Raw genomic sequence first — 16,419 nt, 5'->3', positions numbered from 1 at the left:
CTCCAGACCCCCGAGGGGACGTGGGCCACCCCCACTTTATTCACCCTGGAGGCCGCAGGCCCGCAATCCTGTCGACACTGCTACAGTCCAGCGGGACGCGAATGCTGCGCCGACTCCTCCCCACATTGCTCGCCCTCGGCTGTGGACTGCTGGCCCTTGGATGGGGGCTGGTGAGCCTCCAGCGCATCTTCACGCAGGAGCGTGAGGACGCCCGGGCCCAGGTGCGCTCGCGGCGGGTCGCGCTGGAGCAGTTGGCGGCGGAGTCGCTGCGCACCGCGCTCGCGCAGCGGATGAAGACGCACCTGCCCAAGCTCAACTCGGCCGTGGGGGACCCGCTGCTGCCCGCGGAGGGCTACTACCTGCTCTTCCGCGGCCACCAGTTCCTGCCGCGCGTGGACTGGCCCCGCGAGGGCACGGACGCCCCCGCCCAGGCCACCTACACGCTCTTGTCGCACGCGCTGGAGGACGGCCCGGTGCCGGCGCCCTTCCAGGAGCGGCTGGCGCGGCTGCGCGCGGCGGAGGCCGCCCTGGTCTCCGGCAACGAGGCGCGCACGGAGGCCGCGGTGGAGGCGCTCCTGCGCTATCACGCGGCGCACCCGCTGCCGCCGGATCAGGAGCTGCCCTTCACGCTGATCATGGTGGAGTACCTGCAGCGCGGCGGGGACACGCCGCCCCTCATCCGGGCGCTGGTGCGCGAGGGCCTTCCGGAGGAGCTGGGCGGCATGGCGCGGGACGCGGGCCTCCAGCGCAACCTGCTGCGCGCCCGGCCCCAGCTCACGCAGCCGGACTTCGACTTCCTCCAGGCGCGCATCGTGGCGCTCAGCCAGGCGCTGGTGGAGCCCCACGACGCCTTCGTGGCCCGCGTGCAGGAGGCCGGCGCGGGCGCGCTGGTGCTGCCGGAGCCGCTGGACGGCCCCACGCTGCTGGCCGAGCAGTGGTACGTGGAGCCCGCGGCCGAGCAGGTGCACGGCCTGGCCGTGGACATGGCCGGGCTGCTCGCGGAGCTGACCCAGGAGCTGCAGGGGCGCAACCTCATCCCGAAGGACGGTCAGGTGCGGCTGGGCCCCGGCGGCGTGGCGCGGCCCCTGAAGCACCCGGGCCTGGAGGTGGCCACACCCGGTTGGGCCGCGGCGGAGGCGGACATCGAGGCCCGCTACGGCCTGAAGACGCTGCTCGTCGCGGCGTGCGGCGCGCTCGCGTCGGCCATCGCGGCGCTGGCGGTGGTGGCCCAACAGCGCAAGTACCGCTTCGTGGAGCTCAAGAGCGACTTCGTCTCCACCGTGTCGCACGAGCTGCGCACGCCGCTCGCGTCCATCCGCCTCTTGGGGGAGACGCTGGAGCGGCGGCTGGGCCAGATTCCGGAGGCCGGGGACTACCCCACCCGCATCGTGCGAGCGGCGGAGGGCCTGCACTTCCTGGTGGAGAACATCCTGTCCTTCAACCGCATCGACAAGGGGCGCTGGGCGCTGCGGCCCGCGCACGTGCGGCTGGAGGAGGCGGTGGGCACGCTGCGCGAGGACCTGCAGGACGCCGTCACCGTGCCGGTGGAGATCCGCTCACAGGTGGACGACGTGGAGCTGGACGCGGACGCGTCGCTCGTCCGCATGCTCTTCGCCAACCTGGGCCGCAACGCCTGCCTCTACAACCAGCGAAGCCCCGTGGTGTTGACCATCCGCGCCTATCCCCAGCCGGGCTTTGGCGCCACGGTGCTCTTCAGCGACAACGGGGTGGGCATCCCCCCGGAGGAATGGGAGCGCGTGTTCCAGGACTTCTACCGGCTGACAACTCCAGGGCCGGAGGTGCATGGAAGTGGCCTGGGGCTGGCGCTGTGCCGCAGAATCATGGGCCTGCACCAGGGCAGCATCCAGGTGGCCTCCTCCGGCCCTGAAGGCACGACCTTCGCCCTGACCTTTCCCGAGACGCGCCGATGACGACGCAGACGCCGCCCCCCTCCACCCGCCCCACCATCCTCATCGTCGAGGACGACGCGAACCTGCGCATGGGCCTGCGCGACAACCTGCGCGACGAGGGCTACGACGTGACGGACGCCCCGTCCGCGAAGGACGCCGCGCCGCACCTGCAATCGCGGGTGTTCGACCTGCTCATCCTGGACGTGATGCTGCCGGGAGAGGACGGCTACAGCTTCTGCCGCCGCCTGCGCGCCGAAGGGGTGAAGAGCATGGTGCTGATGCTCACCGCGCGCTCGCTGGAGGACGACCTGGTGCGCGGCTTCGAGGCCGGCGCGCAGGACTACCTCACCAAGCCCTACCGCCTGCGGGAGCTGCTCGCGCGCGTGCAGGCGCTGGTGCGCCGGGCGGGCACGGCGCCGCCGCGGGTGATGACCTTTGGCACCTTCACGCTGGACCTGGGCCGCCGCGCGGTGCTGCGGGCGGACGGCAGCGAGGTGGACCTGACGCGCACGGAGTTCGACCTGCTGGCGTTCCTCCTGCGCCACCGCGACCGGGCGCTGCCGCGCGGCGAAATCCTGGACGCGGTGTGGGGCCGCGACGTCGTGGTGGATCCGCGCACGGTGGACAACTTCGTGTCGAACCTGAAGAAGAAGCTCGGGTGGACGAGCACGTCGGGCTTCACCATCCACACGCTGCGCGGCGTGGGCTACCGCATGGAGGTCCTGAGCGGCGGCCCGTCATGACGAAATCATGACCGACACATGGAGTGCTGTCTGCCTTTCGGCTGACGGGACTTCGTACCTTGCATCTTGTGGGGACGGGACGCCTGGAGCGTCCGACCCAACCAGGAGGCGGGTCAGATGTTTGAGTCGGTCATCGAACGGCGGGGAGTGCGCTCGGGACGGTTCGGCACGGGCGCGTGGGTGTCCATGACGGTGCACGCGGGACTCCTGGGTCTGGTGTTCTTCATCTCGGGCCGCGTGCCCGACAGCATCGAGCCGCCTGATCCGACCATCGTCTTCCGCCAGCCCGCCATCCGGAAGGGCGTGAAGCAGACCGCGCAGCCGAAGCCGGCCACGCCCGCTCCGGCACCGAAGCCCAAGCCGCGCACGGACCGCATCCCGTTGCACCCGAAGCCGCTGCCCACGGACCTGCCGGAGGCGAAGCCGGATCCGGAGCCGACGACGATCGCGGATGCGGCGGCCACCACGGACGCGACGGGCACGGGCGAGTCCGGACCGGTGGGCGACCCGGACGGAAATCCGGACAGCGACAGCCCCATCGGCGCGGTGGGCGTGCCGGTGATCAACACCGCGCCCACGGGCACGGAGGTGCTGCCCTTCCAGGGCGGGATGACGCCGCCCCGGATGCTGAGCGGCGCCCATCTGGACTACACGCTGGAAGCGCGGCGCGCGGGGGTGGAGGGGACCATCGTCGCGAAGTGCGTCATCACCACGGAAGGCCGGGTGCGCGACTGCCGCATCCTCAAGGGCCTGCCGTTCATGGATGACGCGGTGCTGGACGCGCTCCATTCGCGTGAGTACCAGCCGCTGACCTTTCAGGGCCGCCCGGTGAACGTGTCGTACACGTTCAACATCAAGCTGAAGATGCCGTAGTCGCGAGGCCGGGTGTCCGCCAGTGGAAGCGCACGGACGCCCGGCCCCTTCGGGAAGGGAAAAGAATCGCGGCGGGAGTGCGGGCCCGTTAGGAAAGTCCCGTCGCGCCAGGCCATGTGCGCGATACCGGCACCGGAAGGAGCGGGCCTCCCCCGGCCCGCTTCCGGTGCCGGTCCCTTTTCAAGCGCGATGGCGGACACCTGGTACGACGCGGTGGTGGTGGGTGCGGGCTTCGGAGGCCTGGGCACGGCATTGGAGCTGTGCCGGCGGGGCGCTCGGGTGGCGCTGTGCGAAGGGCTCAACTACCCGGGGGGTTGCGCGAGCACCTTCCGCCGGGGCGGCTACGGCTTCGAGTCCGGCGCCACGCTGTTCTCCGGCTTCGGTGAGCACCAGCTCTTCACCCGGTGGATCCGCGAGCACACGCTGGACGTGACGGTGGACTGGCTGGATCCCCTGGTGGAGCTGCGGACCCCGGGGATGCGGCTGCCGGTGCACCGCGACCGTGAGCGGCTCATCGCCGAGTTCTGCGCGCTGCCTGGAGCGCCCGTGCAGGGCGTGCGGCGCTTCTTCGCGTTGCAGGCCCAGGTGGCCAGTGCGCTGTGGCCGCTGTTCGATGACCCGGACCTGTTGCCGCCGCTGAGCCTGAAGACGCTGCTGCGGCACGCGGGGCGCGTGGGGTCCTACGCGCCGCTGATGCGGTGGCTGGGCCGGCCCCTGGGCGCGGTGCTCGCGCATCACGGGCTGGAGGGTTTCACGCCGCTGCGCACGTACCTGGATGCGCTCTGTCAGATCACCGTGCAGTGCTCCGCCGCGGAGGCGGAAACCCCGTTCGCGTTCGCGGCGATGGACTACTACTGGCGCGGCACGGGCCATGTCCGGGGCGGCATCGGCAAGTTGGCGACGGCGCTGACGAAGGCCATCACGGACCGGGGCGGCGACGTGCTCCTGGCGAATCGGGTGCGCGCGGTGACGCCCGTGGACGGAGGCTGGAAGGTGACGGCGCGCCGGGGTGAGCTGCTCGCCCGGCACGTGGTGGCCAACGTGTTGCCTCACGGACTGCGCACGCTGCTGGATGCGCGCGTGGGACAACTGCCCAGGCTGGATGCGCTGGCGGAGCGCGTGGACGGCGGCTGGGGCGCGGCGATGCTTTACCTGGTGGTGCGTCCGCCAGAGGACGACTCCGGCGCCGCGCATCACTTCGACATGGTGCGCGATGAGCAGGCGCCGTTCATCGAGGGAAACCACCTCTTCGCCTCCGTGAGTGGAGCAGCGGATGAAGGGCGTGCACGGCCGGGCCAGCGCACGGTGACGGTGTCCACGCACGTGCCCTTGAAGAAGCTCGCGGGCATGACGCCGGAGGAACAGGCTGCGTACTTCACCGGGCTCCATGCGCGGATGCGCGAGAACCTGGACGCGCTGCTTCCGGAGTGGACGGCCAACGTCGTGCACGCCATGACGGGCTCGCCCCGCACGTTCCAGCGCTTCACGTTGCGCGAGGCGGGCGCGGTGGGCGGCGTGCCCCGGCGCGCGGGGCTGGACAACTACCGCATCCTGGGACCTTTCCAGGCTCAGCGCGGGCTGTGGCTCGTGGGGGACTCCGTGTTCCCGGGCCAGAGCACCCTGGCCACCGCGGTGGGCGGCGTGCGCACCGCCGCGAGCATCACCGCGACGCGCTGAATCATCGCGTTACAACTCAACCCGTTATCCACCGTTCCACTGGGAATCGTGGAAGGCGTATCGTCGGTGTCCCCCTCAAGGAGGACACATGCGGTCATTCATTCTCGGTGGCGTGCTGGCGCTGGCGGTCGGCTGTGGCGGTCCCATGGAGCAGGAGGAGGCGGCGGACCTGGCCTCGCAGGAGTCGGCGCTCCCGGACTGTATGAACACTGACAACATGATCACGTACTTCAACGACGCATCCCACTCGATCATCGTCGGTCAGCGTGGGTGCTACTGCGGCAGCTGGGTAAACTGGGGCCAGGTGTCCACGAGCTACTGGGAGAACACCTCCTGCTAGGCCACCCCCGACACCAGGGGCGCGGTTGAAGTCCGCGTCTCCGCGAGGATGCGCGCCGACTCCACGGCGGCGTCCTCCGGCCTGACGCTGGTGTCGGAGATACCGGCGATGAGCCGGGTGCGGTCGTGGTCCACCGCTCCTGGCTTCGCCCAGGTGTCCGCGTCCGGCGAGGTCAGGTACGCGGAGAACGCGTGGTGCCCGGAGCCGGGGCGCTCGCCAATCACATGCACCAGGGCGCGCGAGCCCGTGTCCCCTTCCGCGCCGAACAGCAGGTGGCCCACCTGGTAGCCCGCGCGCACGCGGCCGTGCTTCACCACCAGCACCTCCGGCGCCACCCTCCAGCCCGTCGCCTCCAGCTCCGCGCGCAGCCGCGTCAGGAACGGCGCCAGGTGGCCCTCGTCCATCAGCGAGCGCGGATCCAGGCCGTCCGAGATGACGATCTGCGCGTCCCACCGTCCGCCGTGCCGGTCACGCAGCGCGCGCACCGTGGCCTCCGACGCCGCGTCCAGTGACTCGCCCGAAGGCGGGTGCAGGATGTAGTCGCGACGGTCCAGGGAGCGCGTCTTGAGCCGCACCGCGCCCGGGATGGACTCCACCGTCGCATCGGACAGCTCCGACCACAGCCCCACCTTGCCGTCGTCGTAGAGGCCGCGCACCTCCCGCTCCAGCGCGGGCTCCAGCGTCCAGGGCTCCTCGCCGTGCCCCACCGCCAGCGGCACGCTCCGGGCTCGCACCTGGGCCATCTGAGCCTGGGCCTCCGCGCGCAGCACCGCCTCCGGACGCGTGTCGCCCTTGGCGCGGCGGTAGTGCACGTAGACGTGCGCCGGGTCTCCGAAGTGCTTCGTGGGCCGGCCGTCAGCGTCGATGACGCCCAGGCGCTGGAAGAACGCCCACATCCGGTCATCCACCTTCAGGCCATACCGCTCGCGCAGCCGCACGTGGTCCTGGAAGGACGTCGTGAGGTAGCTGAGCATCGGATCATTCCGCGTGGGCAGCGCCATCAGGTACGCAGGCCCGGCTTCCGCGAGCTGCTCCTGGCACCAGCCCAGGTCATCCAGCGTCACGTCCATGTGCAGCGTGGAGCACACGTCCAGGCCCAGCGTGAGCCCGTGCAGCTTACCCATCACGATGTCTTCCAGGCAGCAGCGCACCAGTTGCTCGCGCGTGCGGAACACCTCCGGCCCGATGAAGCCCGCCACGTCGTTGACGTGCACCCACGGCGCCGCCTCGCGCCCCGCGCCCGCCTGCGCGATGGCCACGCGGCGCTTCAGGGCTCGCGCGAAGCCGTACTTGCGCGACTCGTGGATGAGCATGTCCGTGCCGAAGTGATGCCCGTTCGTCGCGTCCGCGCCCTGCCCCGTCTCGAAGTACAGGCCCCACTTGCCGGTGCGCGCCGCCGCGTGCGCCACCATCTTCTCCAGCGTCACGTCGAAGGTGCGGTTGGCCGCCTCGTTCCCGCCGAGGCTCTGGAACCAGATGCCCGTGGTGCCCGGCCTCAGGGCCTCCACCTGCGCCTGCACGTCGATGTGCGCGAGCACGCAGTGGGGCATCACGTCCTCCAGCCCGAACGTCACCAGCACGTCGTGCAGCGCGGACTCCACCGCGGCCACCGACGCGACGTCCGACGACACCGGGTTGGTGCCCAGCACCACGTCGCCCACCGCGAAGGACCACCCGTTGAAGACCTGCCAGCGGATGTCGTCCGGATGATCCGTGGGCGAGTTGGGCTGCAACCGCGCGCCCAGGTAGCCCTTCGCGCCCACGCGGCTGCCCGGCAGCGGATGGAAGATGCGCCCCCCCACGGACTTCAACTCCACGTCGGTCATCAGCTTCACGACGCACGCGATGACGTCGCTGGGGAGCCCGTCGATGATGGCGTGGACCTCCGCCACGGGAGCGGTGAGCAGGAAGTCCTTGAGCCGGCCCAGCGTCCAGTCCGCCACGCGCCTCCAGCGCGCGGAGTCCCACGCCTCCAGGTTGAAGATGTGCAGCCGGTCCTCGAACGGAGGATGCGCGTGCACGTCGTCCAGCTGCGTGCGTGACAGCAGCGTCCGCGCGTTGCGCCGCGAGTCTTCATCCGCCGCCGCGACACCGATGGCCGCGTCGCCTTCCTTGAACGCGTTCGCCGCGCCCAGGACCTGCTGATACAGGCGCGCGTCGAAGCCGCCCGTCAGGCGTTGCACGTAGTCGAAGACATCTTCGTGGGGGAGGACGTCGGGGAGACAGACGCTCATGGGCCGATAGGTTTAACCGGCGGCGCCGTCGCGCCACCATCCCCCGAGGGCGCTGTCACCTGTGTAACGCCCGTACGCTTGCTCATCACGATGCTTGGAGTTGCAATCGTTAGCAGGCGAAGACTCACCCGCCGTCACGGCCCGGCACGCAGCCCGCTGGAGGCTTCCAGGTGAGCAAAGCGTCCACCCGCGCGTCCTGCACCCGCGACACACCCTCCGGTGCATCGAGCGTGTTGACGCCGGGCTCGCGCGTGAAGTCGAGCTCCCGGACGGGGACAGGCACCGCCGGGCATCCCTCCTGGAACGTCGCTTCCGCCTCGTTCATGAGCACGTTGGCGTGGTCCTCGCCGGGAGCCCACGAATAGGGAAACGTGAACCGGCCCGACACCAGCTCCGCGCCTCCGGGAGGAAACCAGTTCCAGCTCAGGACCGTCTGCGCCGTGGAGCCTCCGAAGACACCACCCGCGACTCCACCCAGGACGCTGTCATCGGTCGCGGGCCACTCGACGCGGAGGCCCTTCGGCACCGGGATGCGCACGGCCTCCACCTGGACTCCGTCCTTCACTTCAGGCTCCAGCAGCAGCATCCACGCCAGCTCGCGGATCCGCTCCTGTGACACGCGCCCCACCCTCACGCCGGACCGGCGCGCGGCGTCGGTGCCCGCCACATCCACCTTGCCGTCCTGCTTCAACGCGAGGTTGGAGCAACTGCCCGACCGGTACACGGTCCCCGTCGCCAGGTGGTACGCGTCCAACTGATCACAGAACTCGTAGTGTCCCCGGCGGCCGCGGATCACCAGCCAGCCGTCCGTCGGCACGCGGATGCGTCCCAGCGGCAGCACCGACTGGACGTTCCGCGCCTTCGGGTGGGTCGCGAGGCATCCCCGCCACGCCTTGTAGCGAAGGCGCGACGGCTGCTTCCGGGCTTCCTTCATGCAGTCCGGCGGAGGCGGAGGATCCTCATCGAACGTACCGGGGCGACGATTCTCCAGCCGGAAGGCCTTCTCCGCCCGCGCGCGCCAGGCCTCGGTCTCCGCGCCGCACGCACCGGCCTTCACGGGGCACAACAGGGGCGACAGCCGATGCTTCGGTGAAGCCTCACGCGCCAGCACATCGCGAAGGTCCGGAGAAATCACGACGGTCTGCGCCCCGGCCCGGCCCAGCTCCAGTTGTGACGCGAAGAACGCCTTGCCTCCATCGCGCCACCACGTCTTCAACGCGAGCGCGGGCACGACGTGCTCCTCGTCCCAGCTCAGCGGCGCCCGGCCCTCCTCCTGACGAGCGATGCCAAAGCAGCGGTGGCTCAGCAGGAGCATGAGGCCCGTGCGCGCCTCCTCCACTTCGCCGTCCTCCGGGAGCGCGTCCATCCGCGCGTCGAACGCGGCCAGTTCCTCCTTCGCGGAGGTCCAATCGGCGGTGTCCGGCTTGCACGGGACGATGGAAGGCGCGGCCGACAGCAGCCAACCCAGACCGAGTGACACGGCGAAAGACACGGACATGCCCGCCATGGCACCCGCTCACGGCCTCGCACGTCAAGTCGCGCGGTGGCGAACGACTCGCCAAGGAGGACCGACTCGAAACGGAGCAGCGTCAGCGCCTCCGTCGCGCTGGACCGCAGGCCACCTCCGCGTGCGGGCTACTCGCCGAGGAGGGCCGACCAGAAGCGCACCAGCTTCAGCGCTTCCATCGCGCTGGACTGCCGGTCCATCTCCGCGTGGGTGATCAATGGCGTGGGCCTCAGGTGCACGTGCGTGTGCGGTTCCAGCGCACGGGCCAGGAGCGTGGACTCGATGGCCGGGATGACAGAGTCGTCCGTCCCATGCAGCAGGTACACCGGCGCCTTGGGCGCGGGAGAGCGCTCCGGCGACAGCGACGGGTCTCCGGCGAAGCCCTTCACGAAGGGCAGCAACCGGGGCCCCAGCGCGGACACGTCGCGCGTGTTCACCTGATGCAGCAGCGTGGCCGAGGGCTCGGGCAAGGTGGCCTCCATCGCGCGCGCCTCCGCGAACGCGGCCTCCGCCTGCTTGCTGTCCACGAGCGTCAGGTGCGACGCGTGCATGAACTTCAGGACGCCCTTGCGCAGCGCCTCCACCTGCTCCGGCGGCACCAGCCGGTCCGCGACGTTCAGCAGGATGACCACCACGCCGTAGTCATGCGGCCTGCGGTGCACGCCGTCCGCCTGCACACCCGTGCACAGGAAGGACAGCACGCGCGACAGCTCCCCATGCCCTCCGAAGGACAGCACCGCGGCCACCCTGTCGCGCAGCGCGGGGCGGCCCGCCGCGACGACGGACAGACCGCCGGAGAAGCTGATGCCGAAGAGGTCCAGCTTCCCTTCGGGTGCCAGCGCTCCCGGGCCCAGCGCCCACAGGGCCGTGTCCTCGATGACGTCCGGCAGGCGCGGCGTGATTTCGTAGCGCAGCAGGTCCGGCGGCTCCGGCGTGAGCACCGGCTGTCCGCCCATGGCCAGGTCCTCCGCCAGCTTCACCAGCCGGGGCTCGTCGATGCCCGCCGCGTGCACGCCGGACGTGAGGACGATGAGCCGGCCCTTGCGTTGATCCGGCTGGTAGAGCCGCCCGCGCACCGGCCCGTGGCGAGTGGGCACGCGCAGGTCCGTGACGGTGAAGGCCCCGGTGCCGTGGCGGGCCAGGGAGTCCGTCACCCCGCCGTGCAGGCCCGCCGCGCGCAGCACGAAGGACAGCCCTCGCAGCTCGGGCGGCACCAGGACGACGGCCGCGAGCAGCAGGGCCGCCAGCATGGCCCCCAGCGTCCAGCGCGTCCGGCGCTTCATTGCATCAGGGTTTCGACGAAGGTGCACAACTGGTCGCGCTCGAAGGGCTTCTCCAGCAGCTCCCGCGCGCGGCGGCCCACGAACTCACGGGCCTGCGGGTTCACCCCGCCCGTCATCAGGCCGGTGCGCGGCGCCAGCTCCGGCGCCAGCCGCTCCAGCTCCACCAGGAAGTCCATGCCGCTCATGCCCGGCATCATCAGGTCGCAGAGGATGGCGTCGAACTTCTCGCCGTGCGACAGGCGCTTCAAGGCTTCACGCGCGTCCTGGATGACGTGCACCTCGTAGAGGTTGCGCAACAGCCGGCTCACCGCGCTGCCCACCGCCGGCTCGTCGTCGATGAGCAGCAACCTGCGCAGGTTGCGCGTCGCGCGCACCGCCTGCGTGGGCCCCTCCGCCGAAGGCACGACGGCCTGCGGGGGCCGCAGGGCTTCGGGCGGCAGGCTGAGCGCCGGCAGCTCCACGCGGAAGAGGCTGCCCTGGCCCTGCTCGCTGGCGACCTCGATGTGGCCACCCATCGCGTGCACCAGCGTGAGGCAGATGGACAGGCCCAGGCCCGTGCCGCCCTTGGGCGAGCGCGTGGTGAAGAACGGATCGAAGATGCGCTGGCGCACCTCCGTGGGCATCCCGGTCCCGTTGTCCTCCACCTCGATGAGCACGTGGCCTTCGCGTCCCGGGCGCAGCCGCAGCCGCACCTGGTTCTCCTCCGCGGGCCGCTCGCCAAAGGATTGGAGCGCGTTCATCAGCAGGTGCGTGACGACCTGGGCCAGCCGGCCCTCGTTGCCGTGCACCGCCGCCACCGGCTCCAGCTCGCACGTCAGGCGCGCGCGGTGCTGGAGCTCGTCGCGCATCAGCTTGACCGCGCCCTCCACCGCGCGCCGCACGTCCACCGGCCCGTGCTGCTCCTCCTCCGTGCGCGAGAACGTCCGCAGGTCGCGCACGATGGAGCGCACGCGCCCCGCGCCTTCCAGCGCCTCGGCCACCACCTGCCGCAGCTCCTCCAGCTGCTCGGCCGGCACCGGCAGCACGGGCTGGGCCACGCGCTCCCAGAGGTAGGCCAGGTTGGAGGTCACGTAGGAGAGCGGGTTGTTGATCTCATGCGCGACGCCCGCGGCCAGCGTGCCCACGGACGTCATCCGCTCCGCCAGCCGCCGCTGCGCCTCCAGGCGGGTGCGCTCGGTGACGTCGCGCACGAGCCCCACGAGGAAGCGCTCGCCGTTGGGCAGCGCGTACGCGGCCCGCTGCGTGAGCACCTCGCGCGAGCGGCCCTTGGAGTCCGTGAAGGCGCCCTCGTCCTCCACCGTCTGCCCGGTGGTGAAGGCGCGCTCGTCCTGTCGCCATGACGCCTCCGCCTCATGCGGCGGCACCTGCGGCGAGGTGATGGTGCCGCGCAGCGCCTCCGCGGGCTGATCCAGCAGGCGGCAGTAGGCGCCGTTCATCGCCACCAGGCGGTGCTCGCGGTCCTTGATGAACAGCGGCTCCGGCACCGCGTCCAGCGCGCCCTGGAACATGTCGCGGGCCCGCCGCAGCGCCTGCGCGTCCCCGTCCGAGGACCGGCGCTTGAGCGCCACCAGCCTCGCGCCCCACCGCGTGCCGGGCGGAGCGACGCACTCGTCAGCGCCCGCGCTGATCAGCGCCTCCGCCTCCTCGCCGTCGCGAGCCGTCAGCACCACCAGCCACGTGCGCGTCTGCAACCGCCGCGCGTGCGCCCACTGGCAGCGCGCCTTCACGGCCTCCAGCGGACCGCCGTGGTCCCACAGGACGAGGAGCCCCTCGGGCAGCGGCTCTGGAGGGACCTCGACGCGGATCACGCGGCACGCACGCCCTTCGGCCGTGGCGCACAAGTCGCGCTCCACGTCCTGGGCCACCGTGGCTGGGACCGCCACCAGCATTGCGTGCACCGCGTCGCTCCTCGCGCCCCACGGGATCATTCCGCCCGTGTTGCCCGTCCGCATTGCAGCCCTGACGACACCAACCCGTCAACGCGGGGTCTCGCGGACTGCCCGTAGCCCATTTCCGGGTCCAGTGGGACTCAGATTTGCACGGAACTTCGCGCCACCGCGCGGGGTCCTACCTTGCAGGAAGGTAGGAGCGCACACCGCGCGCAATGCTGGGGCACCGTCTTCGCCGGGCACGCACCGCTCATTCCGTAGTGGCACAAAGCAAAGTCGTAGCGGACGGGGTCTTCCGGATCCAACGCCCGTAACGACGCCGTCACCTCCTCCGCCGTGCGCCAGGTGAGGTCCGTGCGCTTCGTGAGCCCCAGGTGCAGCGCCATCCGTCCGATGTGCGTGTCCAGTGGGACCAGCAGTGCTGAAGCCGGCACCTGCTTCCAGATGCCGAAGTCCACCGCGTCCGGTCCGCGCACCATCCAGCGCAGGTAGAGGTTGAGGCGCTTCGCCGCGCCCGGCCCCAGCGGCGAGGGCAGCAGGTGGTGCAGCCCGCGCTCCGGTCCCAGCGCCTTGCGGAGCGCGTCCATGGGCACGTCCCGCAGCGAGGCGGTGAAGGCCGCGAGCGCCCCGTGGAGCGTGCCGCTCGCCTTCCAACCCTGGACGAACAGGGCCTCCAGGCTGCCGTGCTCGCGCAGCGCGCGGCCCATCCCCAGGAGCAGCACCGCGAGGTCGGTGCCCACGTTGAAGCGGTAGACGAAGCCCGTGAGGAGCGCCTTCGCGCCCGGCACGTCCAGCGCGCGCACGAAGGCCGCGGGTGACGGGCCCATCTGCTTCAGCAGCGCGTCCACCTTCGGGCGGAAGAGGTCCGCGCGCCCGTACGCCAGCGCCGCCGCGAGCAGCGCGCTGACCTCCACGTCGCGAGGATCCGTGTAGCGGTGGGGGAACTCCACCGGGTCGAACCCGATGCGCGCCTTCGCATCGGTGGTGGCCAGGAAGGCATCCAGGCGGGGGCGCAGGCGCTCGGCGGCCTGGATGCTCAACCCTGTGTGCGCGACACGGCGCTTCTTCATCTCGCGGACTCCCACGTCGTCGGTAGGAACCTGTCCTAACGCGTGAGTTCGCGCACCGCGTGGCCGAGTTCCGGGAGGATGAGCGCGTCCAGCGCCAGCTTCACGGCCTGCGGCGAGCCTGGCAGCGCGAAGAGGATCATCCCCTGGTACGTGCCGGCCGTGGCGCGCGACATCATCGCGGGGCTGCCGATGCGCTGGTACGACAGCATCCGGAACAGCTCGCCGAAGCCGGGCAGCTCCTTCTCGAAGAGCGCACGCAGCGTCTCCACCGTGCAGTCGCGCCGGCCGATGCCGGTGCCTCCGGTGAAGAGCACCGCGCGGGCCCCCGCCGCCTGCGCCTGCGCGAGCGCGCCCCGGATGGCCTCCGGATCATCCTTCACCACCGTGTGCCCGGCGACGGTGTGCCCCGCGGCGGCCAGGCCGTCGCGCAGGTCCTTCCCGCTGCCGTCGTGCGCCTCGTCCCGGCTGTCCGAGCACGTCACCACGAAAGCGCTGACATGCACCGGCGCGCGCGACTTGTGCTCCGCCGCCACCGCCGAGCCCTCGTGCGAGTGCCCGTGCCCGTGGTCATGCGAGTGGTCGTGCGAGTGCCCGTGGTCATGGTCATGCGAGTGGCCGTGACCGTGGTCGTGGGAATGCCCGTGGTGGTGATGGCCGTGGCCATGACCGTGGTCATGGTCGTGATCGTGTCCGTCGTGTCCCATGGTGGACGCTCCTGAAAGCGGAAGGTGGCGGTGCGAAGGTCAGGCGTCGGGCAGGTCGACGACGAGGGTGCCGTCCTCGACCGTGAGCTGCACCGTCGGCTGGTCATCACAGACGCCGGGAGAGGTGGCGTTGGCGCCCGTGTCCATGTCGAAGCCGACCTCGTGGCACGGGCACACGACCATGTTGTCCTCGATGCGCCCGCCCGACAGCAGGCACCCGGCGTGGTTGCACCAGTCATCGAGGCCCTTGTAGCGGCCGTGGATCTTCGCGATGCAGACGTTGCGCTTGCCCACTTCGTAGCCCCGCATCTCCCTCTCGGCGAAGTCCGCGGGTCCCAGCTTGATCTTCGTCATTGCGTTCCTTTTCCCACAACGCGTCCGGGCCTGCACCCCCGTTCCCCCGGCATTAATTTCCCGACCGTGACTCCCGACGTGACACCCTCCACCGCCGTGCTCACCGACAAGGCGACCGTCGCCCAGGTCCTCCGGGACATGTCCCTCCTGCTCCAGCTCCAGGGGCAGAGCGGCTTCCGCGTCCGCGCCTACGACATCGCCGCGGACCGCATCGCGAACCTGCCGCAGGAGCTGGGCGCCGTCGTCACCCAGGGCCGCCTGCAGGAGCTCCAGGGCATCGGACCGGGGCTCGCCGACAAGCTCACCGAGCTGGTGACGACCGGCCGCATGACGGCCTTCGAGGAGCTGAAGGCCCAGTTCCCCGCCGGCCTGCTGGAGCTGATGAAGCTGCCGGACGTGGGCCCGAAGAAGGTGGCGGCCCTGTGGAGCGAGCTGCAGGTTGGCAGCGTCGAGGACCTGGAGCGCGCCTGCAAGGACGGCCGCGTGCGGGAGCTCAAGGGCTTTGGCCCGAAGAGCGAGGCGAAGCTCCTGGACGGCATCGCGGTGTACCGGCGCGCACGCGGAGAGCGGAAGCTCCTGGGGGACGCGCTGCCCATCGCGGAAGGACTGCTGGAGCGGATCCGCCAGGCCCCCGGCGTGGTGCGCGCGAGCCTGGGTGGCAGCGTGCGCCGGCGCGCGGAGACGGTGTCCGACGTGGACCTCATCGCCTCCGCGCCGGACGCGGGGCCGGTGCTGGACGCGCTCGCGAACGCGCCGGGCGTGGCCACGGTGCTGGGCAAGGGCGACAGCAAGTGCTCCGTGCGCATGGTGCAGGGCGACCTCCAGGTGGACCTGCGCGTGCTGCCGGACGAGGACTTCGCCACCGCGCTGCACCACTTCACCGGCTCCAAGGCGCACCACATCCGGCTGCGCAACCTGGGCCACGAGAAGGGCCTCAAGATTTCCGAGTGGGGCGTGCACCGCGAGGACGGCACCAAGGTCCCCGTCCCCGACGAGGCGACGCTGTACCGGCTGCTGGACATGCAGGAGGTGCCGCCGGAGCTGCGCGAGGACAACGGCGAGGTGGAGGCCGCGAGGGCCGGCAAGCTGCCGAAGGACCTGGTGACGCTGGAGGACGTGCAGGGCGCGGTGCACGCGCACAGCACCTGGTCCGACGGCCGCAACTCGCTGGAGGAGATGGCGCGCGCGGCGCAGGCGCTGGGACTCAAGTACCTCACCATCACCGAGCACAGCGAGGCGGCCATCCACGCGGGCGGCCTGAAGGTGGATGACCTCAAGCGGCAGTGGGAGGAGATCGACCGCGTGAACGCGGCGGTGCCCGGCGTGCGGCTGCTCAAGGGCATCGAGGTGGACATCCTGGAGTCAGGGGCGCTGGACTACGCGGACAGCGTGCTGGAGCAACTGGAGGTCGTCATCGCGTCCATCCATGTCCGCCACTCCATGGACGAGGACCAGATGACGCGCCGGGTGCTGGCGGCGCTGGACAACCCGCACCTGCACATCCTGGGACACCCCACCGGGCGCCTCATCCAGAGCCGCGAGCCGTACGCGCTGCGCATGGAGGAGGTGCTGGAGCGCGCCCGCGAGCGCGGCGTCGCGGTGGAGATCAACGGCAAGCCGGCGCGCCTGGACCTCAAGGCCGAGTACGTCCGTCAGGCCGTGGGACTCGGGGTGAAGCTGGTGGTGAGCTGCGACGCGCACCGGCAGGAGGACCTGAAGAACCTGGCCTACGCGGTGGCCACCGCGCGCCGGGGCTGGGCGAGGAAACAGGACATCCTCAACACCCGGTCCGCCGAGAGCTTCCTCGCCGCCCTGCGGGAGCGCTGATAGGCTCG

At 71.1% G+C, this 16,419-nt stretch carries 13 protein-coding genes; 6 read left to right on the top strand and 7 right to left on the bottom strand.

All coding sequences use genetic code 11. The features are described 5' to 3' along the window. The first annotated feature begins 101 nt into the window (after positions 1–101). The 5 genes from JYK02_RS29930 (at position 102) to JYK02_RS29910 (ending at position 5,543) form a co-directional block, all read left to right on the top strand. Complete coding sequence (locus JYK02_RS29930; protein ID WP_207056105.1) at positions 102–1,931, top strand: sensor histidine kinase; 1,830 nt, start codon at positions 102–104, stop codon at positions 1,929–1,931. After that, the gene (locus tag JYK02_RS29925; RefSeq protein WP_207056104.1) at positions 1,928–2,653 is read left to right on the top strand and encodes a response regulator transcription factor; all 726 of its coding nucleotides are present in this window, start codon (positions 1,928–1,930) and stop codon (positions 2,651–2,653) included. The genes JYK02_RS29930 and JYK02_RS29925 overlap by 4 nt, the downstream gene beginning before the upstream one ends. A 117-nt stretch (positions 2,654–2,770) precedes the next feature. Continuing rightward, positions 2,771–3,526, top strand: a complete 756-nt coding sequence (locus tag JYK02_RS29920) for an energy transducer TonB (protein ID WP_207056103.1) — start codon at positions 2,771–2,773, stop codon at positions 3,524–3,526. Between the two features lie 189 nt (positions 3,527–3,715). Next, on the top strand, positions 3,716–5,203 hold the full coding sequence (locus JYK02_RS29915; RefSeq protein ID WP_207056102.1) for a phytoene desaturase family protein: 1,488 nt from the start codon (positions 3,716–3,718) through the stop codon (positions 5,201–5,203). An 88-nt stretch (positions 5,204–5,291) separates the two neighbouring features. Continuing rightward, positions 5,292–5,543, top strand: a complete 252-nt coding sequence (locus JYK02_RS29910) for a hypothetical protein (RefSeq protein WP_207056101.1) — start codon at positions 5,292–5,294, stop codon at positions 5,541–5,543. Here the strand turns inward: JYK02_RS29910 and eutB are convergent. The 7 genes from eutB to JYK02_RS29875 form a co-directional block, all read right to left on the bottom strand. Then, entirely contained in the window at positions 5,540–7,777 is a 2,238-nt protein-coding gene (gene eutB / locus JYK02_RS29905) for an ethanolamine ammonia-lyase subunit EutB (RefSeq protein ID WP_207056100.1), read from the bottom strand. The genes JYK02_RS29910 and eutB overlap by 4 nt on opposite strands. 124 nt (positions 7,778–7,901) lie before the next feature. Next, positions 7,902–9,284 carry a hypothetical protein gene (locus JYK02_RS29900; RefSeq protein WP_207056099.1) on the bottom strand — a complete coding sequence of 461 codons (1,383 nt, stop codon included), beginning with the start codon at positions 9,282–9,284 and terminating at the stop codon, positions 7,902–7,904. 128 nt (positions 9,285–9,412) lie between these two features. Further along, a complete protein-coding gene (locus JYK02_RS29895) occupies positions 9,413–10,567 on the bottom strand; it encodes a hypothetical protein (protein WP_207056098.1) in 1,155 nt (384 codons plus the stop codon). Next, entirely contained in the window at positions 10,564–12,519 is a 1,956-nt protein-coding gene (locus tag JYK02_RS29890) for an ATP-binding protein (RefSeq protein WP_207056097.1), read from the bottom strand. The genes JYK02_RS29895 and JYK02_RS29890 overlap by 4 nt, the downstream gene beginning before the upstream one ends. A 77-nt stretch (positions 12,520–12,596) precedes the next feature. Beyond that, positions 12,597–13,526 carry a TIGR02757 family protein gene (locus JYK02_RS29885; RefSeq protein ID WP_207056096.1) on the bottom strand — a complete coding sequence of 310 codons (930 nt, stop codon included), beginning with the start codon at positions 13,524–13,526 and terminating at the stop codon, positions 12,597–12,599. Between the two features lie 35 nt (positions 13,527–13,561). Then, the gene (locus tag JYK02_RS29880) at positions 13,562–14,029 is read right to left on the bottom strand and encodes a molybdenum cofactor synthesis domain-containing protein (protein ID WP_207056347.1); all 468 of its coding nucleotides are present in this window, start codon (positions 14,027–14,029) and stop codon (positions 13,562–13,564) included. Positions 14,030–14,269: 240 nt separating this feature from the next. Next, positions 14,270–14,584 (bottom strand): Rieske (2Fe-2S) protein, encoded by a 315-nt coding sequence (locus tag JYK02_RS29875; protein ID WP_207056095.1) that lies wholly within the window; start codon positions 14,582–14,584, stop codon positions 14,270–14,272. Positions 14,585–14,650: 66 nt separating this feature from the next. Between JYK02_RS29875 and polX the strand changes: the two genes are divergently transcribed. Next, positions 14,651–16,411, top strand: a complete 1,761-nt coding sequence (gene polX, locus JYK02_RS29870; protein ID WP_347402615.1) for a DNA polymerase/3'-5' exonuclease PolX — start codon at positions 14,651–14,653, stop codon at positions 16,409–16,411. Positions 16,412–16,419 lie beyond the last annotated feature (8 nt).

This window comes from Corallococcus macrosporus (genome assembly GCF_017302985.1).
Classification (GTDB): domain Bacteria; phylum Myxococcota; class Myxococcia; order Myxococcales; family Myxococcaceae; genus Corallococcus; species Corallococcus macrosporus_A.
This window is presented reverse-complemented; position numbering and strand designations above follow the sequence as displayed.

Bases quoted from the DNA above. Each gene is read 5' to 3' on its own strand.
- JYK02_RS29930 (WP_207056105.1), top strand. From the start codon at position 102: ATGCTGCGCCGACTCCTCCCCACATTGCTCGCCCTCGGCTGTGGACTG.
- JYK02_RS29925 (WP_207056104.1), top strand. From the start codon at position 1,928: ATGACGACGCAGACGCCGCCCCCCTCCACCCGCCCCACCATCCTCATC.
- JYK02_RS29920 (WP_207056103.1), top strand. From the start codon at position 2,771: ATGTTTGAGTCGGTCATCGAACGGCGGGGAGTGCGCTCGGGACGGTTC.
- JYK02_RS29915 (WP_207056102.1), top strand. From the start codon at position 3,716: ATGGCGGACACCTGGTACGACGCGGTGGTGGTGGGTGCGGGCTTCGGA.
- JYK02_RS29910 (WP_207056101.1), top strand. From the start codon at position 5,292: ATGCGGTCATTCATTCTCGGTGGCGTGCTGGCGCTGGCGGTCGGCTGT.
- eutB (WP_207056100.1), bottom strand. From the start codon at position 7,777: ATGAGCGTCTGTCTCCCCGACGTCCTCCCCCACGAAGATGTCTTCGAC.
- JYK02_RS29900 (WP_207056099.1), bottom strand. From the start codon at position 9,284: ATGGCGGGCATGTCCGTGTCTTTCGCCGTGTCACTCGGTCTGGGTTGG.
- JYK02_RS29895 (WP_207056098.1), bottom strand. From the start codon at position 10,567: ATGAAGCGCCGGACGCGCTGGACGCTGGGGGCCATGCTGGCGGCCCTG.
- JYK02_RS29890 (WP_207056097.1), bottom strand. From the start codon at position 12,519: ATGCGGACGGGCAACACGGGCGGAATGATCCCGTGGGGCGCGAGGAGC.
- JYK02_RS29885 (WP_207056096.1), bottom strand. From the start codon at position 13,526: ATGAAGAAGCGCCGTGTCGCGCACACAGGGTTGAGCATCCAGGCCGCC.
- JYK02_RS29875 (WP_207056095.1), bottom strand. From the start codon at position 14,584: ATGACGAAGATCAAGCTGGGACCCGCGGACTTCGCCGAGAGGGAGATG.